Here is a 21,122-nt window from a genome sequence, read left to right as displayed (position 1 = left end):
TGTCCTCTGCTGAACGCGGTCGGTTGACGGAGGAATTGCTTCAGTGGGCAATCCCGTGGGGTGGTTTCAGCGATAAACGTTCTCGGTATTCTGTCCCTTCTGGGGATCCTAGTACCGGCGATCGTTATGGCCCTGGAGCTCAAGAGTCGGGAAACACGGCCTAACGGCACTCATTGCCTGTTTTGCCCTCGGCCTGCTTGCTGTCCTAGGTCATGTCTTGTGGATCTGAGCCGAATGGGAAAGAGTGACTGACTCACACGGAGCTCGCGACAGCTCGTCAGACTCCCTCAACCGACCAACCAATCCAGACAGGCGGCCTCTCCCCCGCAGTGATATGCCGGGCGGGAACTCCGATAGGGAAGATTACGCCAGCCCAGGTCCCACGGGGTGTCACTGTTGTTGTCTGGTGCGCTCGTTCGTGACTCCATCCCACCGCTTCACCAGACCGGACTCAATTTCGAAGAGGTCTAGGACGCGGCCAACTGTGTGGTTGATTATGTCGTCGATCGACTGCGGCCGTGTGTAGAGCGCAGGCACGGGCGGAGCGATGACCGCTCCCAGCTCGCTCAGATCGGCCATCGTCCTCAGGTGGTTGCGGTGTAGCGGGGTCTCCCGCACCATCAGGACCAGCCTTCGGCGTTCCTTCAGCACGACGTCAGCTGAACGCGCCAGTAGTGATGAGGTCATTCCCGAGGCGATCTCGGACATTGTCTTGATCGAGCACGGGGCGACTATCATGCCCATCGTGCGGAACGATCCGCTTGCGATGGTCGCCCCGATGTCCTGGTTTGGGTGGACGACGTCGGCAAGCGCCTCCAGGTCAGTCATGCGGAGGTCGGTCTCCTGGGCGAGCGTTAGGCGTCCGGCCTTGCTGACGATGAGATGCGTTTCGATTGGGGTATCACGGAGCAACTCGAGGAGCCGGACGCCGTATGCGGCGCCCGAGGCTCCGGACATCCCAACTATCAGGCGTGGGGTCAGGTCAGGCATCTTCATTTTGATCCTCCAGTGGTATTTGCATGGGGACGGTGGTGAAGCCGGTAGTGGACAACTGCAGCGCACGAAGCTTCCCGGTGAACACGTCTATAAATGTCGTTTCGGCTAGGGTGCTGGGACGTCTGGGGTCGCTCAGACGCAACATGCGTCTGGAGACCCCCGGCGCCGCCAGTCCGTACACGCGGAGGGACCCCTGCACGAGGCCGCGGTTGACCATGCCGGCGGGAAGGATTGAGACCCAGTTGGTCCGTTGAATGAGTTCCTCGATGACGCTGGTGTCATCGATCTCGAGCTGCGGGCGCACTTCGATTGAGTGAGCGCGAAGTACATCTTCGATGGCCTTCCGCAGGCCGTGGCGTCGTGAGGGCAGAACGAGGTTGAGCGAAGCCAGGGCGTGGAGCGGCACGGGGATCGGGACCAACATTGCCGTTCTTGCTCCGGTGGTGACCACCAACTCCTCGTCCAGGATTTCGCGGGCGGCGAAGTCAACCTGACCGAAGGTCTGGTTGATGACCACACAGTCGAGCTCACCCGTGCGGAGCTTCTCGACCAGCTCACTACTGAACCCGGTGGTCACGTAGATCTGGACGTCCGGATAGTGTTCCACGAAGTGCGCCAGCGTGTCCGACAACGCTGCGTTGGCCGCCGATGCGATCACTCCGACACGGATCGAGCCCGTCATCTCCGGACGATTTCCCAGAAGTTCCTGGCGTGCCCGGACGAGTCGGTCCAGCAGCGGTGAGAAGAGCTCGAAGGCGTGCTCTCCGGCCGCTGTGGGCGTCATGCCCTTGGGCGTCCGTTCGAACAGCGTCTGGCCGAGCTCGCTCTCGAGCTTCGCGATCTGCATGGACAACGCCGGCTGGACAATATTGAGGCGCTGTGCGGCACGGGTGACGCTCCCCTCGCGGTACAGGCACGCGAAATACGTGAGCTGTCTCAGTTCCACCGCCGCCCCCTATGAGACATTGCCTACACGTTGTTCCCAGTCGACGGGGGCAGACGTCACTATCTGGTCGAGATCGAGTTCTTCCTGGCCCGGCACGCGGATGCGCGTGAACTTCATCGGGGGTGCGTCCACCGGGGCGGTAGCATCAAGGCCCATCTTCGAACCGAACCCGTCGTCAGTTGAAGGGTCCAGCTTGGAGCCCTGTGCCCCGTGGACGACGATCAGATCACGGTCGGCCTGGAACCTTGTGGCGACAGCCCATTCCACCTCGGCAGGGTTGTGAACGTCGACATCGGTGTCGACAACAGTGACATGTTTGATGTCATAGTGCATTCCGAGTGCTCCGAGGATGACGTTCTTCGCCTCGCCCGCCTTGGGCCGGTCGACCTGTACGGAGAGGTGGTATCGGCACGTGCCGCCCCGGGAGAGATGGACGTCCTTGACGCACGGGAAGCTGCGCCGGAGGTGGGACAGGAAGGACGCCTCTCGCGGGATCCCTCCGAGCAGGAGATGCTCGAGGCTTCCTCCGACGATCGTGTGGTAGATGGGTGACGTCCGGTGGGTAAGCGCGTCCACCTCGATGACATGGCGCTCCGCCCGCTCGCCGTAGTACTGCGGGAACTCGCCGAACGGTCCCTCGGGCTCGCGGATATTGGCAAGCAGTCGGCCCTCGAGGACGAACTCGGCATCGGCGGGGACACGCACCTCGTTGGTGACGCATTTGGTCACCGGGAGGGGAGATCCGCGCAGTGCACCGGAGATCTCGAGCTCGTCGTGGTCAATCGGCACAATCGCCTGTGAGGCCATAAGGGTCAGGGGGTCTACCCCGACGACGATGGCGATGTCCAGGTCCGCGCCCTCTCGTTCCTGCTGGTGGAAGAAGGCGAGTGTGTGTCGTGGCAGGAGCAAGGCACCCAGCCGGTCAGGGCCGCTGACTTGAAGGCGGTGGATTGAAACGTTCTGCACACCAGTGTCGGGCCGTCGCGCGATGAGCAGCCCGGCTGTGATGTAGGCCCCGTGATCGTGCTCGTTGTGGGTAGGGATCGGAAGCTGCTTCTCCAGATCGACATCGTGGTGGACGACTTGCTGGCATGGCGCGTCCGCCACTTCGATCCACGGCACCGGGCTGAGACAGGCATTCTCGAAGCTGGAGATCAGCTCTTCCTGTCCAACGCCTGCCGCCTCGGCCATCCAAGACCGCTGGGACAGCAGCCCGGAGACAACGGGCACGACATGTGCGCTGGGTCTGGGGAAGATCGAGGCACTCGTACCGTCCAGACGGTTGGCGACCCCGGCGACGCCGAAACGCAGATCAATGCCCGGCTCGGTCAGAGACAGGCGACCGGAGGCCTGCAGATGGTCGAGCCAGCCGCGCAGGCTTGCGCCGACGGGTACGTCAGTGGTGCTCATGGGCTTCCTCGCTGCGTCCTGCAAAGCCTGCTCTGGTGACGGACTCATCTTCTTGCTCCTTCAGTTGGCCGGTTGCGCTCCAGGCCATGTGTGTTTTCGGTTGATACTGATCTCGATGCGCGCACGTCCTCCACGACGATGCTCGCGGTGCCACTGGATGAGCTGGCGGGGCATGGCTCGGGGGTTCCGGCGGCTACGTGCGTCCGTTGGTCTGCAAGGTAGCGCCCGGCTCGGCGTCGTCACTCGTGCGCGGGTCCTGCCGATTTTTTGGTGACAGCTCGAGGGCGTCGGTTCCTCGGGGTTTGAAGAGCTGGCAGATTGTCATAATCACTATCGGCGTTGCAACTGCGACGTATGCATTGTCGATGCCGTAGGGGTTGCCGGCCAGGAACCAGCCAATGGTGGTCACCAGTGACGCGATTATCGAGGCGAATGCGCCGGCCCGTGTGCCGTAGCCGGGCTTGAAGAACATCAGAACGACGAGCACAGCAAGCGATGCGCGTAACGACTTCGCGAGGAACGTAATGGTCAGGACGTTGGATGCGGTGAGGGCGAGGGAGATCGGAATGACGCCGGTGACGACGGTGGCTATCCGGATGAACACGAGGTTTTTCCGCGCGTCCTGTCCCGGGTTGAAGAATCGTTGGTAGAAGTCTTTTAGCAGCAGGGTCGATGAGCCGATGGTCAATGCCGCGATCGTGCCGAACATCGCCCCTGCCAGACCCGCAATGACGAAGCCTGCGAGCAGCGGGTCGATATCGGCAGTGAGGGCCGGCAGGGCTTGGATGGAGTTGATCTTCGGATAGAGCACGGCACTGCACATGCCCACGACGGCAGCAAGGAGCCCGAACGGGATAAGGACCAGCGACGAGTAAAATGCGGCGCGGCGCGCCTTGTTCGGGTCCTCGACGGTAGTGATGGCCTGGACGACGTACTGGGTGGCGAAGATCGCTCCGATCCCTGCAATGAGCCATGCGAAGATTTGGGGCCAACCGACTCCGTCGATCGAAAACATATTTTCCGGAAGTTTGGCCCTGAGTCCGCTGATGCCACCTACGCGCGACATGCCGATTACCGCGAGGAGGACGACGCTTCCGAGCTTCACGATCGTGTGGACCACGTTAGTGTAGACGACCGACCGCATCCCGCCGATGCTGACGTAGAGCGTGGCCAGGACCCCGACCAGGACGATCGCCAGCGATTTGTCGATCTGGAGGAGGTTGGCCAGGATGGCACCGCCGCTTGCATAGACCGAAACCGCTACGATCAGCAGGGCGCAGACCATGATCACTGAGGTGGCTGTGCGCACCCGTTCACCGTAGGTACGGGCCAGCGCTCCTGAGATCGTGATCTCACCGAGCGTCTTGAAGCGCTTGGCGAGCAGCCAGGAGAACAGGATGAACCCGAGGCCCAGGGCGACTATATTCCATGCCGCGGAGATTCCGACTTTGTACGCCTCCTGGGCGGTGCCGATGCTGGCGGAGGTTCCGATGAATTCCGAGGCAAGGAGGACGCCTATCAGTACGGCGGGAAATGCCTTGCCGCCGCTGGCGAAGCTTTCCGAGGTCCGGGAAGAGCGGCGGACGAAGTAACTGATCGCTGCGAGCACCGCCATATAGGCAACGACGACGAGCATGACTAACCAAGCGGATTTCATCCATGTCTCCTAGTTCCGGGGCCCATAACGTGAGCCACGCCACAACGACGGTATGTCTTGGACCATTGCACGTCTAATACCGTTTAGCTATCCGCCGTATCACTCCCCCTGATAGGTCCTGGGGTGATCGGTGGCCGAGGAACCGACTGAGGCGCTTGTCGGGACCAGGCCCGTGGCAGCGGTCGGGAACCTCATTGAGCAGCGTGGCCGCTGCGGCGGACTGATCCGGGGTGCCAAAGACGCTAGCGCATCCCTCTGGCTATAAGCCGGGCAGAGACCCGCCGCGGGACCATCCGCGGAATGCGAGGCTTTCGGCCACGGCGTCCCGCCGCTTTGAACCGTGTGACGCCTACCAAGCAAGGAGGCGCCAGACGGCAGTTCATCTATCAGCCTGTCCGTTAACTCCGATGCCAACCCATTCCACGTCTCCGTCCTCAAAGAACTGCTCTTTCCAAATCGGCAGCCGGAATTTCACACCTTCCACGAGATCCCGGCAGGCATCGAAGGCGTCGCCGCGGTGGGCCGCGGACACCGCTGCGACAAGTGCCGCGTCCCCGACCTTCAGCTCGCCTACACGGTGAGCGGCCCAGAGCCTGACATCGTCGTACTTTCCAGCGACCTCGGCAGCAATATCCTCGATCACACGATTCGCGCTCGGGTGTGCGCTGTAGTTCAAACGGAGCACGCCGCGGCGGCCGTCGTGGTTGCGGACCACGCCACTGAAGCTCACGACGGCGCCGCACTCCTCCGCTGCCACCGCGGCGAGGGCCGTGTCCAGGCTGATAGCGGTGTTGCTGACCACGGCGGTAACCACTTTGCTGATCCGGGGACTCTTCGCTTCGTCGCCTGCCATGTTCGTTTACCCCTTCCAGCTGGCTGTAAAAAATTGGAACAACTAACGGCAACCACCTGTGGACTTGGGAGAGGTTGCTGCTCAAGGTGGCCTAGTCCTCGCGGTCGTCCTCGTTGAGTACAACAGCAATTGCTGGCCATGACACGGGGACTTTCCCTCATCTGTTCCGATTCGATGTTCAAATTCTGCCGGGCTGGTGCAAGATACCTAAAGGACTTAATAAGTAATATAGGTCTGATTCGGACCATATGCAAAGGATGGTTGAGAAGGGGGGCGTAACCTCAGGACATGAGTGTTTCAATGCGTCCGCTGCCTGCTGGCTCCCAGTCCCCGGCAGGAGGTCTCGCGGACCGGTACGGCCGGCGAGCGACTGATATGCGACTGTCCCTCACGGACAAGTGCAATCTGCGCTGCACCTACTGCATGCCGGAGGAGGGCCTGGCATGGCTGAGTAAGAACCAGATCATGACGGCCGATGAGATCGTGCGTCTGGTGGGCATCGGTGTGCACTTTCTGGGCATTCGCGAGTTGCGGCTTACCGGGGGTGAGCCCCTTGTGCGGCGGGACCTGGTCGAGATCCTTGTCCGGTTGCGGCACAATCACCCTGAGCTGCCGATCTCCATGACGACCAACGGGATCGGTCTGGCGAAGAAGGCTCGGGCGCTTAAGGATGCTGGCCTCAGCCGGATCAACGTCTCATTGGATTCGCTGCACGCTGAAACCTTCAGGGCACTGACCCGCCGCCCCTTCTTGGATCAGGTGCTGGCCGGCGTCACGGAGGCCGCCAGGGTGCAAATCGGCTTGGTGAAGGTCAATGCAGTGCTGATGCGAGGCATCAACGACCATGAGGCTGTGCACCTGCTCTCCTGGGCCGTGGCCAGTGGCTTCGAATTGCGATTCATCGAGCAGATGCCGCTGGATGCGGACCATGGCTGGACCCGGGAGAACATGATTACGGCAGCCGAAATCCGGGTCCTTCTGGAGGAATCCTTCGTGCTCACGCCGGACCCGAGGCAACGCGACGGCGCCCCTGCCGAGCGCTGGCAGGTTCGTGCCCAGGACGCCCCCGATGTCGTACTGGGCACCGTGGGGATAATCGCCTCAGTTACCGAACCGTTTTGCTCCGATTGCAAACGCACTCGGGTCACCGCAGAGGGCAAGATCATGAGCTGCCTGTTCTCGCGTGAGGAAACCGACCTTCTGGGTTTGTTCCGCACGGGAGCCACAGACACGGACATCGCCCAGCGCTGGTCAGAGGCGATGTGGCTCAAGCCGAAGGCACACGGTATGGACCACACCGGGCTCGGCGGCGTTGACTTCGTCCAGTCAGACCGCTCTATGAGTGCGATAGGCGGCTGAATGCTGGTCAGATACTTTGCGGCCGCGATGCATGCCGCGCAGGTGGCGGAGGAAACGATAGCGTGCGGCGACGTCGACTCCAACAGCTGGGCTGCAGGCGGTGTGTCCCTCGGCGCACTGCTGGATCGGATTTTGGAACTCCATCCCGATGACCCCACGAGGCCGTCACTGGCTCAGGTGCTGGACCGGAGCAGCTTCTTGGTGGACGAAGTCAGCGTCCGCGACAGGAATACCTTACTGGCCGAGACTGCAACCGTGGACATTCTGCCGCCATTCGCCGGAGGATAAGGCTCCGCGCCTCCGAGCGCTGTCCCCCGGTTCGGCGGCGGACGCGGCGGGCCGGGTCGGCATCCTGGGCTCTGGTGAGGAACCGAAACCCGACAAGAGTCCAGCGGCAACTTCGAGACCGAGAACCACTCGGAGCCAAAAGCGCACGCGAGCACCGGCGCTTCTGGACGTGCGGGCAGCGCAGTAACAGCGCGTGTTATTTCAGGGCCCACGGATTCACGCCGTCTCGAAGCCACCGGATGGTACCCATCCAGAACGTGTCGCGAAAGCTGCTGTGGAAAAGCGAGAAGTGCCCAATCTCTGCTCTCCCGAAGTCCTGCGGTTTCAGCTGCACCAAGATGGCGGAGCTGTTGGGGTAGTAGCTCAGGCCCCGGAGGACAGCAGTTTCTGTTGCGAACGGATCATCTGTGGCAGCCACGGCAAGCGTCGGGGCAGTGAATGAAGCCTGATGCGCCCGTATCACCTCGCGGGCATGACCCGCTCCCCCGGTAGTGAAGTCCCTCGGGCTCCGTGCCCAGTCCATGGCCACACCCTTCGGTAAATCCTCAAGCCAGCCGAGTCGCTTGCCAGGAAAGTAGCCGTTCCCGAACGCCAAAGCAGGCATCAGAATGTGCCAGCGCCACCAGAGCCCTAGCCGATGACCGGGGCGGTAGTCCCGCCAGTAGGCATGCTGAGCGCCCACTGTCAGCAGCCGATTAATCCGTCGACCATTGCGCGCTAATCCGACGCTAAACCCACCAAAACTGTGGCCGACGACATGCAGATGCTTTTCAGCACAGTTGATCTGAGCCCATTCCAGAACCGCATCAAGGTCCTTCAGAGCCCAGTCGTACCAGCTGGCCTGCAGATTCTCTAAACTGGATTCCCTGGATTGACCGATACCCCGGTAGTCGAAGGTGATCGACGTGAACCCGTTCTCCGCAAGAAAAGCCGCATAGCGGTGATAGTAGGTTGCTTTGACTCCGGTAGCGCCGGCAACAACAACGACTGCCCCAAGTCCTCCTTCTTCCGAGGAACCGGGCTCCCATAGATGTCCTCCCAGTACATAGCCGTCGTCACAGGAAATTGTCAGAGAGACAGGCTCCATCGCAGAACGTCCTTTCACTTGGTCTCAGCCCGGGCCACGCATGGCAACGTTGGCCGTTCCTCACCGCCGTGGCTCTCCGATGGTTCCGCTCGGCCGTTTCAGGGAGGCCGATGGCCCGATCAGGTCCAGCGATGTTCGCCATGGTCTGCGTGGACTTTTGCGAGCACTGTAGCGCAGTTGGTTCAACGGCTCACAGGATTGCCCAGCATGTCCGGGCGGCGGAGGCGGCCCGGAATCAGCTCGAATGCTGTTGGGCGTGCTGTTGATGCGACCGATGTTTGGAGCGGTGTTGGGGCAGCGCTGATGAATTCGAGTCGGTGTGGGATGTGGGCAGCGCCTGCTGAGTCCGTTCTCGAAAACGGGCCGGTCGCGTTGCGCTCACAGCATTAGGTATGTGGGGTCCTCTTGATCGTGCCCTTGCCGTTTTTCGGTGGCGGCGGGCCGTCATCGTGCGCGTGGGATCTTTCCAAACGGCCACGGGTTTCCGGGCTTGTGAGGACCACTGCGATGAAGATGAGCGTCGATGCCGCGAGGAAGAGCGCCAGCTTGATTGGAATGTCGGCCACGGTCGGGCTCAGCAAATTGACGAACGTCGGCAGCAGGCCGCCGAGCATGAAGCCGGTGTTCCAGGTGATGGCCGTTCCCCGCGATCTGATTGCGGTCGGATAGCGTTCGTTCAGGAAGACCATCAATGGTGCGTAAGCCGCGTTGGCGAAGCACGCCAGCAGGCAGCTCAGCGCCAGAATCGTCCCTGTGGCGGACGGGTCCGACCCGGCGATTGCGATCGTGAGCAGCGGGAGCGCGACGATGTTGATGCCGCCGAAGATCAGCATGGTCTTGCGGCGGCCGATCCGTTGGCTCAGCTCGCCAGCGCCGGTGGCCGCAACAATGACCACGAGGCTCGCGCCGAGCAGAATCCAGCCGCGTTCAACTGTGGGCACTTTGACGACCGGTCCGAGCAGGGTGGGCAGGAATCCCGAGGTGAGGTAGTACTGCGCGCCGGCCCCTGCCGCCAGAGCGATGTTGAGCAGGGTGATGGTCCGGTATTTGCCGGTCAGCAGGTCTTTGAACCGCATTTTCTGGGCGGGGGCAGCTGCCGGTGAAGACTTGGCGGCTTCCTGGGCCTCGAGCCACATCGGGGACTCCTCGACCTTGCTGAGTACGAACAGGCTCAGGAGCGCGCCCAGCAGCCCGGTGAAGAACATCACACGCCAGCCCCATTCATCGAACGCGTCGCCCGGGTAGAGCTGGCCGACGACAATGAACGTGACACTGGCCATGGTCGCGCCGATCCCGGCCCCGCCACCGCCGATCAGGCCGCTCATCAGGCCCCGCCAGCGTTCCGGGACGCTCTCTGTGCCAAGCGTGTGCGTCGTGGCGGTCACGCCGCCGACAAAAAGTCCCTGGATAACCCTTAGGATCAGGAAGATGATGGGTGCCGCGGCCCCGATCGCCGCGTACGTCGGGACCAGGCCCATCGCCGCAGTCGAAAGGCCCACACCGGCGAGTACGGTCACCATGATCTTCTTCCGGCCAATACGGTCAGCCAGCTCACCGAAGACCGCCGCTCCGCCCGGACGCATAATGATGCTGACCGCAAACGAAGCAAAAACCAAGGCAAGGCTGAACGTCTCGCTCTGAGCCGGAAAAATCTGCCGGCCAACCGGCCCTGCGACATACAGCAACAAAAACAGGTCAAACAGGTCAAAGGACCAGCCCATCACCGACGCGAACGCTGCCGGCAACGGCGAATGAGTTCCGGAACCACGGGTGCTGCGCGGCATCAGATCACCTTTCTTCGTGGGGGTTGTTGGCTTGACGACCGGGCGCCTTTCGACGGAGATCCCGAACGCTGCGGATCCGGTCACGCATGGCGCCGACGAGGATTCCGAACGCGCTGGGCGGTTTGGAGCCGACTTCAGGTTCCTCTCCGCGCGCGGCCTGGTCCACGGCCTTGGCAAAGTCTTCGAACATTCGCCGGCTGACATCTCCTGCCAGCGACCGGCCGAACCCGGCGATGCGACCGACGAGGTAAACCCGGGCTTCGGCCTGCAGGCGGGTCCCTGTCCCCTCAGGGACCGCCAAAAGATGGATCTCCGCCTGGGCTCGGCCGCCGCCGGTGTCCTTGGCTTGGCCGAGCACGTGCATCCGGTCCGATTTATGTTCGAGAAGATGGGCAAAGCCGTTGAACGAAAGCTTGATGGGCCCTAAGGCAACGCGGGCCCGGCCCCGGTACCAATTGCCGCCAAGCTCCTCCGTGAGCTCCGCCCCCGGCAGGCACCGGGCCAGCAACTGTATGTTTGCGAAAACCCGGGCGACGTCCTGCGGCGGGGATTCGAGAAGGGTCGTGACGTCAATGGCGATTGTCGGTTCACCGCTGGGCATGCTGATTTTTTCGGGTGCACTGTCCTGAACAGTGTCGGACGCTGCGGTGGATTCATCCGCTGCAGCCGTCGATCCGACGGGAGAGCGGCCGGTCAGGGTTCGTTGTCCGCAATTTTTCGGTCCCGGGAGGCCGTCGCGGTGGTTTGTTGCAACGTCGTCGACGGCATCGATGATGTTGCGGTAGCCGGTGCACCGGCAGATCACCCCGGAAAGCTCCTCCGGGAGGTCCTCCCGCCGAATGTCGGGCTCGTGGTCGAGAAGGTCGTATGAACTCATGAGAAAACCCGGAGTACAGAATCCGCACTGCAGGCCGTGGTGGCGGCCGAAGGACTCTTGTAGTGGGTGCAGGTCGTCGGGTTTGCCGAGGCCCTCGACTGTGGTGATCTGCGCTCCGTCCAGCTGGCAGGCGAAGAGCAGGCATGCACGGCTCGCATCGCCATCGATCAGAATGGTGCACATCCCGCAGACGCCATGTTCACATCCGATATGTGTGCCGGTGAGGCCGAGGTTGTCGCGCAGGGCATCCGAGAGGGTCATGCGCGCAGGAACCTTCAACGAAACGGTCGTCCCGTTGACGGTGAACTCGACGGCCACCAGGTCGTCATGTCCGGTATGGGAAACAGTGCGCGGGGTACTCATGCTTTCTCCTCATCAGTGTGGCTGGATGCGCGGACTGCCTTGGCATAGGCTCGAGCGAGTTCGCGGCTGGCGAGAGCTGTGATCAGCTGACGCCGGTACGCCTGGCTGCCATGGTCATCGCCACCGGTGTCGACAACATCGGCGGCCAGTTCTTCCGCAGCAGCAGCCAGGGCCGTGCGCAGGCGTGCTTCCGGCGCGTCCGGGCCGTCCTTACTCAGAGCATCCGATAGTTGCTCTGAAACGTCCCGCACCCGTGGAATGTCCGATATGCCAAAACACGTGATACGGGCAGAGGGCCTCATCCGGTCTTTCGCATCGACACGTATGGCTACTCCGGCGAGCGCAAAGTCACCATGCCTTCGGGCAATTTCGGCGAAACCGAAGCCTTGGGTTTCGGTGGCACGCGGGAAGTAGACCGAAGTGATTAGCTCTTCCGGCTGCACTGTCGTCGTCATCGCCGCGGTGAAGAAGTCGACCGCATCGACGGTCCGCTCGCCCTTGGGGCTTGCAATCGTTAAGGTTGCTTCCAGGCAAATGGCCACGGCCGGCAGCTCCGCCGCAGGGTCCGCATGTGCGAGACTGCCGCAGATGGTTCCACGGCTGCGAATCTCCCGGTGCCCGATCCACGGCAGAGCCATTCCGAGCAGGGGCACTTCTGCGATGGCCGGGTCTCGCTGTGCTGTGCGTTGCCGCACCGCGGCCCCAAGCCGCACGCCGCTAAGCTCCGTTCTCAGCGTATGAAGCTCTTCGACGGCGTTAATGTCCACCAATGTTGTCGGCTGCGCCAGTCGCATAGCCAGGACGGGGACGAGCGACTGTCCGCCTGCGATGACCTTGGCGCCGTCCCGGCTGAGTTCACTGAGTACCTCAGTAACGCTGCCTGGGCGCACATATGCGAAGGGGGCTGCTTTCACGACTGGATACCTCAGCGTCCTTGGAATTCGGGGGTGCGTTTCTCGCCGAAAGCAGCCACCCCTTCGGCGAAATCGTGACTGGCCCGAAGCATCGAATACGCCTTGCGTTCAAGCTCGATGCCGGTGTAAAGAGGACCGTCAATCCCCTTGTCCAGGACCTCCTTCGCCGTGCGCATGGCGATAGGAGAGTATCCGAGCATCTTGTCGACAAGCGCCTGGGTTTCCTTTTCGAGTGCTTCTGCGTCGGGAGCCAGGATGTTGACAAGGCCCCAGTCGAGGGCTTGCTGGCCCGTAATGCGCTCCCCGGTGAGAATGTGGAACTTAGCGCGGGACAGGCCAATCAGCCTTGCAAGCCGCTGCGTGCCTCCGCTCCCGGGAATCATGCCTAGCTTCATCTCCGGCAGGGCGAACCTGGCAGCGGTAGTAGCGATCCGGATGTCGACGGACAGGACCAGCTCGAGGCCGACCCCGAAGCAGTAGCCGTCGATGGCTGCGATAACCGGCTTGGGGCTTCGGGAAGGGGCGGTGACGTTTTGCCCAAGATCAGTAAGGTCAATCGGGTCGACCTCCATGAAGCCCGCGATGTCGCCCCCGGAGGTGAAATGTTCGCCTTCCGCACGTATCACCACGAGTTTGATGTCCCGATCGGCATCTATCTCAGCGAACCGGTCGGCCATCACTTGCCGGGTCTCCCACGTGATGATGTTGAAGCGCCCATGGTTGAGCGTGAGGTTTGCGACGCGGCCTTCGTGGCTGCGTTCGAGTCGGATTTCGCCTCCGGTAAGTGGCATTGTCAGTTTCCTTCCTTAGTGGCATTCGCTTGGATGAGCCTGTGGATAATGTTCGGGTGCAGAGGCAGCGAGTCGATGGAGATCCCGAGCGGGGACAGGGCGTCGGCGACTGCGTTGGCAATTGCCACAGGGAAACTCATAGAGCTGCCCTCGCCGGATCCCTTGGCGCCCAACGTGGTCAGCGGAGACGGTGTCTCGAGGTGGTTGCTGATCAATGGAAACGACGATTCGGCGCTGGTGGGGCAAAGGTAATCCATGAACGTCGTCGCTGTCGGCTGACCGGAGTCCGAATAGGTCATCTCCTCGTAGAGCGCCCCGCCGAGTGCCTGGACGAGGGCTCCGTGGATCTGGCCGTTGAGGAGGGTGGCGTTGAGGATTGTCCCTGCGTCGTGCACCGTGGACAGCGTCTCGATTTTTATCTGCAGGGTCTCAGGATCTATCCGGCAGGCTACGAGCTCGGCGACGAATCCATAGCACAGGCTCGAGTTGATCTGATCGGTGCGTGAAGGCGCCTTGGACTGCGGCGGAGTGAACGCAGCTTCCTCGTACATCCGTGCGGAGGCACCCTCAGGCAGGGAACCCGGATCCCAGTGAATGAGACCCGCTGCATGTCGGAAGGAAACACTGCGACCGGGGTCGGCAATGACATGGACCTGTCCGTCGGCGAATTCGAGGTCCGCAGGGTCGGCCTGGAGCAGCACACCTCCGGCGATCCGGATGGACTCGCCCAGACGGTCCGTGGCCTCAATCAGCGCGCTTGTCAGCAACGGAGCAAACCGTGATGAGTAGCTTCCGGTGCTGATCGTCCACGGCGTGGTCGCCGTATCCATCTCCACCCTGGGGCGCACCTGCGTCAAAGGAAGACCGAGCCGGTCCGCTACTATCTGCCGCGCGACGGTGGCGTGCCCCTGGCCTTGCGGAACAGTTCCGAGTAGCACGGTGACGATGCCTTGTGGATCGACACTGACCCGGACGTGCTCAGTCGAGCCGGATTTGCCCCGGCCCCGGTTATGGATCGGGGTGGCGAGTCCGACATATCCGATGTTGGTCGCCGAAGGATCGGTAATGGTAGCCACGCCAATTCCGAACAGCTCGCCCCGCTCACGCGCTGCCCGCTGTTCCTCCCGCAGCCCCTCATAGTCGGCGGCGTCGAGGACCATCTGCAGGGCAGTCTGATAATCGCCGGAGTCATATATTCCCCCGCTTGGAGTCGAGTACGGAAACTCATCTTTCCCAATGAGGTTGACACGGCGGACCTCCACGGGGTCCAGGCCCAGTTCGAGGCCGATGTCATCTATCAGCCGCTCGAGTCCGAAGTACAGCTGTTGTCCGCCGAATCCCCGGTTGAGGCCGGTGGGACATTTGTTCGTGACCACTGCCCGGGCGCGGATCTGGACTTGCTCGATCCGGTAGGAGCCGGTGATGCTGCCGAAGCACCGGTACAGGGTACTGGGTTCGGGAGGGCGCATGTAGGCTCCGACGTTGTCGATCAGGTCTACGCGCAGGGCCGAAATAACGCCTTGGTCGTCGAACGCGGCCTCAAACGTCATTTCGCGGTCCGATCCGGCGGAACTCGAGAGCATGTGTTCAAGCCGGTCTTCAGTCCATCGCACCGGCCTGCCGGCGTGCTTGCTGGCAAGAGCCATCAGTGCGACGTAGGGGTAGATCGCTGCCTTGATGCCGAAGCTGCCGCCGATGTCGGCAGGGACGATCAGCCGCAACCGGGACGTCGGGATGTTGAGTGCACCCGCGACGACCTGGACCATTGAGAAGGGTCCGTGGAAGTTGGCCCATGTTGTGACCTCCGGCCCGTCTGCGGTTTCCCGCCACTCTGCGATCACGCTGGAGCACTCCATGGGCGTGGAGGAGTAGCGGGGGAAGGAGTAACGCTTGGAGACGGTGTGCTGGGCCTTGGCGAAACTTTCGTCCACCTCCCCGAAGGTGAACGTGCGGTCGGTGGCCACGTTGCTGTCGGCAGAATCGTGCAGGCGCGGCGCGTTCGCCTCCATGGCCTCGTACGTGCGCACGACGGCTTCCAGCGGTTCGTAGTCAATCTCGACGAGCTCGGCGGCGTCTTCGGCGGTGTACCTGTCGGTGGCGACCACCACGGCGACCGGTTCGCCGACGTAGCGGGTCTTATCGGTCCCTGTTGGGTAGTAGGGCATCGGGGTCTTCACCGAGAGCGGGAAAGGTTTCAGGGTTTGGAGAACCTCCTCCGGGCCGATCACGGCAGCGACGCCGGGGTGGCGCCGAGCGCGCTCGAAGTTGACACCACGGATCCGGGCGTGCGGGTGCGGGCTGCGAACTACAGCGGCCACCAACGTTCCGGGCAGGGGGTCGAGGTCATCAAGGAAGCGGCCCTGGCCGGTGAGGAGCTGGGGATCCTCGATGCGTGCGAGATCATCGGTCATTGGGGGCTCCTGGCAGGTGGTGGGGACTGGTTGCTCTCTGTATCGGCGAGGACTTTGTAGTCGCCGTCGACGAGCCTGCGGCGGAGGATCTTGCCGACCGCAGAGGTCGGGATAGCGTCAATCGCGACGAGTCGTTTCGGTCGTTGAAGCGAGGGCAGGCCGGATTTCTCGCGTACCCATGTCTCGACCTGGGCGAGGGCCAGGCGGGGGTCGGTCCGGTCCGCTGGGACGAAGAAGGCTGTGACGGCTGACCCCCATTTGTCGTGGGGGGTCCCGGCGACCACCACATTCTCCATGTAGGGGCAGCCGGCAAGGCTGCGCTCGATCTCCTCGGGATAGAGGTTTTCGCCGCCGGAGTTGATCATGTCATCGACGCGCCCCGAAACCCACAGGTCACCGTCGTCATCCTCTGTGGCGAGATCCCCCGGAAAATACCAGCCGTCCCGAATGGATTTTGCGTCGGCGTCGGGGCGGTTCCAGTAGCCGGCAAATGCTTCAGGGCTGTCCATGCTGACCGCGATTTGCCCCTGCTCACCTTTGGCAACAATCTGATCGGGATGCGCCCCTGGTACGGGATCCACGAGGCGGACGTTGGAGAAGACTCCGGCACGGCCTGCGCATCCGGGCTTTCGCGCACTGTCAGGGCCGATCGTAAAAGTGTAGATCTCGGTGCTGCCGAAGTGGTTAACGAACCGTTCGGGCTGCACGGCCTCCACAAGCTGCTGGGCAAGTGTGGAGGTCATGGCCGCCCCGGCATAGGCGAGACGCCGCACGCTGTGTGCCTCCGGGAACCGACCGGTCTGGTACAGCGACCAATAGATTGTGGGAACCAGATAAAGCGTATCGATGTCGTTTTCAATAATCAGCTCCATCGACTCATCAGCGCTGAACTTGGCCTGCGGGACCCAGGTTCCGGCGCCGATGACACTTGCGAGCAGGGACCGCAGCCCCATGGTGTGGAACATTGGCATGACACCTAGGGACACGGCGCCCGTCGGCTGGCCCGTTTGGATCAGGTGGGCCACCGCCGCCGAATGTTCCGCCTTATGTGTGCGCGGCACGCCCTTGGGCTTTCCCGTGGTACCGGAAGTGTAGAGCATCACACTCAAATCAGATTCGGCTGGAGCGCTCGGCAGCGAACGGGCATACTGCCGCGGTGTGCGAAGGTCATTGACATGCACGATGGCCGCCGAGGCATGGAGGGAAGTACAAGCCTCGGACACCAGGTCTGCGGTGGTGTCATCGACCACAATCAGGGCTGGCGAGCAATCGCCCACACAATGAGCCAGTTCGTGGACGCCGAACCGTGTTGACAGAGGAACGGAGGTCAGATTGGCTTTCTGGGTGGCCAGATGGAGCGAAGCCAGCGGCTCGCCGCCCTGAAGCATGAGGACGACGCGGTCGCCGGGGACGGGTCCGAGGGCAAGCAGGGCCATGGCCAGCTGATCCGTGCGCTTGTCCCACTCGGCGTACGTCAGAGGGTGCGCGCCCCCTACAGCGAGCCGCTGTGGATAGCGCTCGGCAGCCCATCTTAAAGTGGTGGCAATATCCACGCAGCTTCTCCTGACCGATCGACGTTGATCCAACACAGTCCATTCCGGACCGTATATTCAATACGGTAAGGACACTACGGTATGCTTGATAGCATGTCAATGGCTAAGCTGACCCCAACCTCATACGTAATTCTCGGGATGGTCGCCGTGCGAGGGCCCAGCACCTCGTATGACCTGAAGCGCGCCATCGGGCATTCGGTTGGGTACTTTTGGCCATTCCCACACGCACAGCTCTACTCCGAGCCAAAGAGCCTCGTCAAGGCCGGGCTGCTGACTGTCTCAACCGAGGCTGACGGGCGCCGGCGCCAGACGTACTCAATCACTGATGAGGGAACGCGTGAACTGCGTGTCTGGCTCGCAGAGCCCACCGGTGAGCAGATGCAGGTCAGGGACATCGCGCAGATGAAACTGTTCTTCGGTGAACTGGCGCACCCTGAAAATCTTCTGCTACTCGCGAAGGAACAAATTGTCCAGCACCATGACCGAATCAGGACATACGCCGCCATGCAGGAACGGTTCAGTGGCCGGGAGGACGTAGCGCACCGGATGGTCCCGTTGCGCCTTGGGCTCGCGCTCGAGCACGCAGCGCTGAAGTTCTGGGAAGAGTTCGAACTTGAGCACGAAAGTTAGCATCGCCGGGGTTGGAACAGTGATGGGAAAGGGACGGCCCAAGCGTGGCTCGGACTATTGAGCGCCGAACGCCCGCATCCATGAGCTTGAATTACCAATACCGATAGGCGGTTTGAAGATGGAAAACAGACATGATCCTGGAATTCACTGCTCATGAGGGACATTGTTGGCCAGCTGCAGTCCTGGTTCGAGGATGGAACTGCTTTCGCCCTGGCGACGGTGACCCGGACCTGGGAGTCCTCACCGCGGCCACCTGGCGCTGCCATGGCAGTGTCAACGTCGGGGGAAGCCGTCGGAAGCATTTCCGGCGGGTGCGTAGAAGGTGCTGTATACGAACTCGGGAAGCAGGTCCTGGCGACGGGCGAGCCGGTTTCGGTGGTTTACGGCGTCGCAGACGGTGACGCTTTTGCTGCAGGGCTTACGTGCGGCGGAACCATAGAAGTCTTTATCGAGCCGGTCACCAGGGAGACTTTTCCTGAATTTCTTCGCGTAGCCCAGGCAGTTGAGGATTGTCAGGCTCTCAGCGTGGCCACAGTCACCGGAGGCAGCTCAAACGTCGGCCGCCATCTGGTGATCGGAAGTGATTTCGTTTCAGGGTCCCTTGGATCGACAGGCCTGGACCTGGGCGTCTCTATCCAAGCGCGTGGTTTTTTGGAAGCTGGCCGGACGGGGACCCTACACCTCGGACAAGACGGCGAACAGAGAGTTGACGACGTGGCCGTGTTCGTTGCCTCCTTCACACCTCCGCCCCGGATGTTTGTGTTTGGTGCCATAGATTTCGCAGCAGCGGTAGTACGCATGGGCAAGTTCCTCGGTTACCGAGTCACCCTGTGTGACGCGCGCCCGGTGTTCGCGACACCGCGGCGCTTCCCGGAAGCTGATGAGATTGTTGTGCAGTGGCCGCACAAATTCCTGGCAGACGCCGTCGTTGATGCCAGGACCGTCATCTGCGTTCTGACCCACGACCCGAAATTCGACGTTCCGTTGCTAGAGGCCGCATTGCAGACCGATGCCGCCTACATTGGAGCCATGGGTAGCCGGCGGACGCACGAGGACCGCATGGTCCGTTTGCGGGATGCCGGTGTCGAAGAGCACGCCCTGGCCAGGCTTTCCTCCCCCATTGGACTGGATCTGGGTGCCCGAACCCCGGAAGAAACAGCAGTGTCCATCGCCGCTGAGATCGTTGCGTCTGCCTGGGGAGGCAGCGGCCGCCGACTCACCTCCATGTCGACGCCGATCCATGGCCGGCAGAGCCGGTATCAGCCAAACGCCAAGGAGCACTCCGAGAAGGTTCCTTTTTAGGGAAGCCGCGAAACTGGTTGCCGGCAGCACCGCCCTTGCTGGAGGCGCCGGCGGAAGAACCGCTGTTGTCGCCGCCCACCACCAGTGTCCGGCCCTGTAGCAAGGTCCACAGACCCGGGCACCTTTTCGACAGCAGCGGCAGATATAAGCGGATCGAGATGGGCTCCCGCTGTCCGCGGGTCTTCAGGATGAAGCGTGCCAACGGTGCTCCGCAGAAACTCCTCGGCCTGTAAAGCCTGGTGCTGCTGGACTAGGCGATATGAGGCAGGAGGAGGCTGGCGTTCGAAGGGGCGCCCGGTCCTTCTGAAGGCCATTATCGCCGGGTCGGATCCGGATCGCCCAGCTGGGATGGACGGCTTGTGATGTGCTGGGGACGGGGCGCTCCGGACCCTGTCCCCGGCGCTGATGGCCTCTGCCAGAAGGACGAGGAAGTGTGGTCCAGGGGGCTGGAACCTCCTTTTCAAAGCAAGGCGTGGGTTGCCCGCCACACTTGGCGGACAGGTAGAGCCACATTTGAAATTTGGAGGTTCCAGCTATTTTCAAGCCTCATCAGGCCGCGCCAGCGCTCCGGGACGCTTTCTGTGCCAAGCGTGTGTGTCGTGGCGGTCACGCCGCCGACAAAAAGTCCCTGGATGACCCTCAGGATCAGGAAGATGATGGGTGCCGCCGCCCCGACTGCCGCGTACGTTGGGACGAGACCCATCGCGGCAGTCGAAAGGTACGAGGTCCACTCATCCACAAGCAAGGAAGTAACCTGGGAGCGACCGAGGTCATACCGAGCGACAGCCTGTCTTCCGAGACCTCGGAGCTCGGCAAAGCAGCTGCTCTAGTCAAGCAGGTGCTAGCCAAGCAGGTGCAGCTGGTCCGGGGTGTCGAGGTCTTTCCCGCCGGACTGGCCTGACCCGAAGCCGGGGTGCAATCCACCAGGTCGATCAGCTCCGGGTGCGCCTGCAGGAAAAACCGGGCACCGGCGTCGCCTGTTGCGGACGCCGCGGCTTTGGCACGCAGCGTTGCATCCAGCAGCAGGGGATGACCGCGCCGCACGTTCCCTGGGCCACCCTCAGCACCCGTGCCTCCAGAACCCAAGCCTTCAGAATAGGAGTCGTTCCGGTACGCGGCGGCCGTGACGCGGCCGGGCGTGTGTGCCTTCAGCAGCAAGCCCACGGTTTCCGGTGTGAGCCCCGGCTGGTCCACAAGTGCCACGAGCACATGGTCCTGAGGCCGCGCGGTGGTAAGCCCCAATTTGAACGAGCTGCCCATGCCGGTCTGCCAGTCGGGGTTCTCCACCAAACTGTGCGGCTGCAGTCCAGGGACTTTCCGTACCCACTCCGCCCCGGCCCCGAGTATTACCACGGCTTCGCGGCAGCCGCCGTCGAGCAGGACGTCTGCCAGTACTTCAACGAGGGTGCGGCCCCGGAACGGCAGCAGCGCCTTCGGGCCGCGCCCCAGCCTCGTGCCGGCACCCGCGGCGAGAAGGACAGCGGTGGTATCGGCAGTGGCGTCGCCCTTAATGCCGCCCGGAGCTGGAAGGGGTGTCATATGCTCCACCTAAGAACCGCCTTTCCGTTTCGATAGCAAAGACTGCTGGCTGGTAGAGGTGGTTACTCCAGTTAGTGGTCGCTAACCTCGTAAATGTCGTGCCGTCACTCCAAAACCTCCCGCAGCGGCGCAGGCATCGAACCGCGGCTGTAAGAGCATGATCACGGGTGCTGTCTTCCTCCATTTTTACCCATCAACCCGGGCTCCCCTCTCAAGGCCTGTCGTGCAGGCCTCCGCTGCGAGACGAAGTGCTGGCCGAGGTCGCTGCCTAAAGCGTACCTGCCCTGGCGGGGCCGTTAGCTGGGGAACGCCCTAAGAGCGGCCCAGCCCTGGCGAAGTGTAATTCGAGACGAGCCAGTAGG

At 62.3% G+C, this 21,122-nt stretch carries 17 protein-coding genes and 1 pseudogene; 4 read left to right on the top strand and 14 right to left on the bottom strand.

What is annotated here, in order from left to right:
* Window positions 1-390: 390 nt before the first annotated feature.
* From MUN23_RS23265 to MUN23_RS23245, 5 genes are all read right to left on the bottom strand, one after another.
* Complete coding sequence (locus MUN23_RS23265) at window positions 391-996, bottom strand: UbiX family flavin prenyltransferase (protein WP_305886575.1); 606 nt, start codon at window positions 994-996, stop codon at window positions 391-393.
* Window positions 983-1,942 (bottom strand): LysR family transcriptional regulator, encoded by a 960-nt coding sequence (locus tag MUN23_RS23260; protein ID WP_248761441.1) that lies wholly within the window; start codon window positions 1,940-1,942, stop codon window positions 983-985. The genes MUN23_RS23265 and MUN23_RS23260 overlap by 14 nt, the downstream gene beginning before the upstream one ends.
* A 9-nt stretch (window positions 1,943-1,951) precedes the next feature.
* Window positions 1,952-3,352, bottom strand: a complete 1,401-nt coding sequence (locus MUN23_RS23255) for a UbiD family decarboxylase (RefSeq protein ID WP_248761440.1) — start codon at window positions 3,350-3,352, stop codon at window positions 1,952-1,954.
* A gap of 193 nt (window positions 3,353-3,545) precedes the next feature.
* Window positions 3,546-5,009, bottom strand: coding sequence for a sodium:solute symporter family protein (locus tag MUN23_RS23250; RefSeq protein WP_248761439.1), 1,464 nt, complete (start codon window positions 5,007-5,009; stop codon window positions 3,546-3,548).
* Between the two features lie 379 nt (window positions 5,010-5,388).
* Window positions 5,389-5,862: a molybdenum cofactor biosynthesis protein MoaE gene (locus MUN23_RS23245; RefSeq protein WP_248761438.1), complete on the bottom strand. Its 474-nt coding sequence runs from the start codon at window positions 5,860-5,862 to the stop codon at window positions 5,389-5,391.
* A 288-nt stretch (window positions 5,863-6,150) separates the two neighbouring features.
* Between MUN23_RS23245 and moaA the strand changes: the two genes are divergently transcribed.
* Entirely contained in the window at window positions 6,151-7,221 is a 1,071-nt protein-coding gene (gene moaA, locus MUN23_RS23240; protein WP_248761437.1) for a GTP 3',8-cyclase MoaA, read from the top strand.
* A complete protein-coding gene (locus MUN23_RS23235; protein WP_248761436.1) occupies window positions 7,222-7,509 on the top strand; it encodes a MoaD/ThiS family protein in 288 nt (95 codons plus the stop codon).
* 196 nt (window positions 7,510-7,705) lie between these two features.
* Here MUN23_RS23235 and MUN23_RS23230 read toward each other — a convergent pair whose 3' ends face one another.
* The 7 genes from MUN23_RS23230 to MUN23_RS23200 all read right to left on the bottom strand — a co-directional run bounded on the left by MUN23_RS23230 (window position 7,706) and on the right by MUN23_RS23200 (window position 17,289).
* Window positions 7,706-8,596, bottom strand: a complete 891-nt coding sequence (locus MUN23_RS23230; RefSeq protein WP_248761434.1) for an alpha/beta fold hydrolase — start codon at window positions 8,594-8,596, stop codon at window positions 7,706-7,708.
* Between the two features lie 386 nt (window positions 8,597-8,982).
* Complete coding sequence (locus MUN23_RS23225; RefSeq protein ID WP_248761433.1) at window positions 8,983-10,380, bottom strand: MFS transporter; 1,398 nt, start codon at window positions 10,378-10,380, stop codon at window positions 8,983-8,985.
* 4 nt (window positions 10,381-10,384) lie between these two features.
* Window positions 10,385-11,620 (bottom strand): 2Fe-2S iron-sulfur cluster-binding protein, encoded by a 1,236-nt coding sequence (locus MUN23_RS23220; RefSeq protein ID WP_248761432.1) that lies wholly within the window; start codon window positions 11,618-11,620, stop codon window positions 10,385-10,387.
* On the bottom strand, window positions 11,617-12,534 hold the full coding sequence (locus tag MUN23_RS23215; protein WP_248761431.1) for a xanthine dehydrogenase family protein subunit M: 918 nt from the start codon (window positions 12,532-12,534) through the stop codon (window positions 11,617-11,619). Before MUN23_RS23215 ends, MUN23_RS23220 begins: the two co-directional genes overlap by 4 nt.
* An 11-nt stretch (window positions 12,535-12,545) precedes the next feature.
* Entirely contained in the window at window positions 12,546-13,325 is a 780-nt protein-coding gene (locus MUN23_RS23210) for an enoyl-CoA hydratase/isomerase family protein (RefSeq protein WP_248761430.1), read from the bottom strand.
* 2 nt (window positions 13,326-13,327) lie between these two features.
* Window positions 13,328-15,736 (bottom strand): xanthine dehydrogenase family protein molybdopterin-binding subunit, encoded by a 2,409-nt coding sequence (locus MUN23_RS23205; protein ID WP_248761429.1) that lies wholly within the window; start codon window positions 15,734-15,736, stop codon window positions 13,328-13,330.
* Window positions 15,733-17,289 (bottom strand): class I adenylate-forming enzyme family protein, encoded by a 1,557-nt coding sequence (locus MUN23_RS23200; RefSeq protein ID WP_248761428.1) that lies wholly within the window; start codon window positions 17,287-17,289, stop codon window positions 15,733-15,735. The genes MUN23_RS23205 and MUN23_RS23200 overlap by 4 nt, the downstream gene beginning before the upstream one ends.
* A 93-nt stretch (window positions 17,290-17,382) precedes the next feature.
* Here MUN23_RS23200 and MUN23_RS23195 point away from each other — a divergent pair, with 93 nt between their 5' ends.
* Complete coding sequence (locus tag MUN23_RS23195; RefSeq protein ID WP_248761426.1) at window positions 17,383-17,919, top strand: PadR family transcriptional regulator; 537 nt, start codon at window positions 17,383-17,385, stop codon at window positions 17,917-17,919.
* A gap of 153 nt (window positions 17,920-18,072) precedes the next feature.
* Window positions 18,073-19,221, top strand: coding sequence for an XdhC family protein (locus MUN23_RS23190; RefSeq protein ID WP_248761425.1), 1,149 nt, complete (start codon window positions 18,073-18,075; stop codon window positions 19,219-19,221).
* Window positions 19,222-19,681: 460 nt separating this feature from the next.
* On the opposite strand, the gene MUN23_RS23185 is transcribed toward MUN23_RS23190, so the two are convergent.
* Both MUN23_RS23185 and nboR read right to left on the bottom strand, forming a co-directional pair.
* Window positions 19,682-19,924, bottom strand: coding sequence for a hypothetical protein (locus MUN23_RS23185; RefSeq protein ID WP_248761424.1), 243 nt, complete (start codon window positions 19,922-19,924; stop codon window positions 19,682-19,684).
* Window positions 19,925-20,062: 138 nt separating this feature from the next.
* Window positions 20,063-20,760 (bottom strand): annotated as a pseudogene (nboR, locus tag MUN23_RS23180) (nicotine blue oxidoreductase).
* Window positions 20,761-21,122: the final 362 nt, after the last annotated feature.

This window comes from Pseudarthrobacter sp. SSS035, assembly GCF_023273875.1.
Taxonomy (GTDB): Bacteria; Actinomycetota; Actinomycetes; order Actinomycetales; family Micrococcaceae; genus Arthrobacter.
This window is presented reverse-complemented; position numbering and strand designations above follow the sequence as displayed.

Bases quoted from the DNA above. Each gene is read 5' to 3' on its own strand.
- MUN23_RS23265 (WP_305886575.1), bottom strand. From the start codon at position 996: ATGAAGATGCCTGACCTGACCCCACGCCTGATAGTTGGGATGTCCGGA.
- MUN23_RS23255 (WP_248761440.1), bottom strand. From the start codon at position 3,352: ATGAGCACCACTGACGTACCCGTCGGCGCAAGCCTGCGCGGCTGGCTC.
- MUN23_RS23250 (WP_248761439.1), bottom strand. From the start codon at position 5,009: ATGAAATCCGCTTGGTTAGTCATGCTCGTCGTCGTTGCCTATATGGCG.
- MUN23_RS23245 (WP_248761438.1), bottom strand. From the start codon at position 5,862: ATGGCAGGCGACGAAGCGAAGAGTCCCCGGATCAGCAAAGTGGTTACC.
- moaA (WP_248761437.1), top strand. From the start codon at position 6,151: ATGAGTGTTTCAATGCGTCCGCTGCCTGCTGGCTCCCAGTCCCCGGCA.
- MUN23_RS23235 (WP_248761436.1), top strand. From the start codon at position 7,222: ATGCTGGTCAGATACTTTGCGGCCGCGATGCATGCCGCGCAGGTGGCG.
- MUN23_RS23230 (WP_248761434.1), bottom strand. From the start codon at position 8,596: ATGGAGCCTGTCTCTCTGACAATTTCCTGTGACGACGGCTATGTACTG.
- MUN23_RS23225 (WP_248761433.1), bottom strand. From the start codon at position 10,380: ATGCCGCGCAGCACCCGTGGTTCCGGAACTCATTCGCCGTTGCCGGCA.
- MUN23_RS23220 (WP_248761432.1), bottom strand. From the start codon at position 11,620: ATGAGTACCCCGCGCACTGTTTCCCATACCGGACATGACGACCTGGTG.
- MUN23_RS23210 (WP_248761430.1), bottom strand. From the start codon at position 13,325: ATGCCACTTACCGGAGGCGAAATCCGACTCGAACGCAGCCACGAAGGC.
- MUN23_RS23205 (WP_248761429.1), bottom strand. From the start codon at position 15,736: ATGACCGATGATCTCGCACGCATCGAGGATCCCCAGCTCCTCACCGGC.
- MUN23_RS23195 (WP_248761426.1), top strand. From the start codon at position 17,383: ATGTCAATGGCTAAGCTGACCCCAACCTCATACGTAATTCTCGGGATG.
- MUN23_RS23190 (WP_248761425.1), top strand. From the start codon at position 18,073: ATGAGGGACATTGTTGGCCAGCTGCAGTCCTGGTTCGAGGATGGAACT.
- MUN23_RS23185 (WP_248761424.1), bottom strand. From the start codon at position 19,924: ATGGGTCTCGTCCCAACGTACGCGGCAGTCGGGGCGGCGGCACCCATC.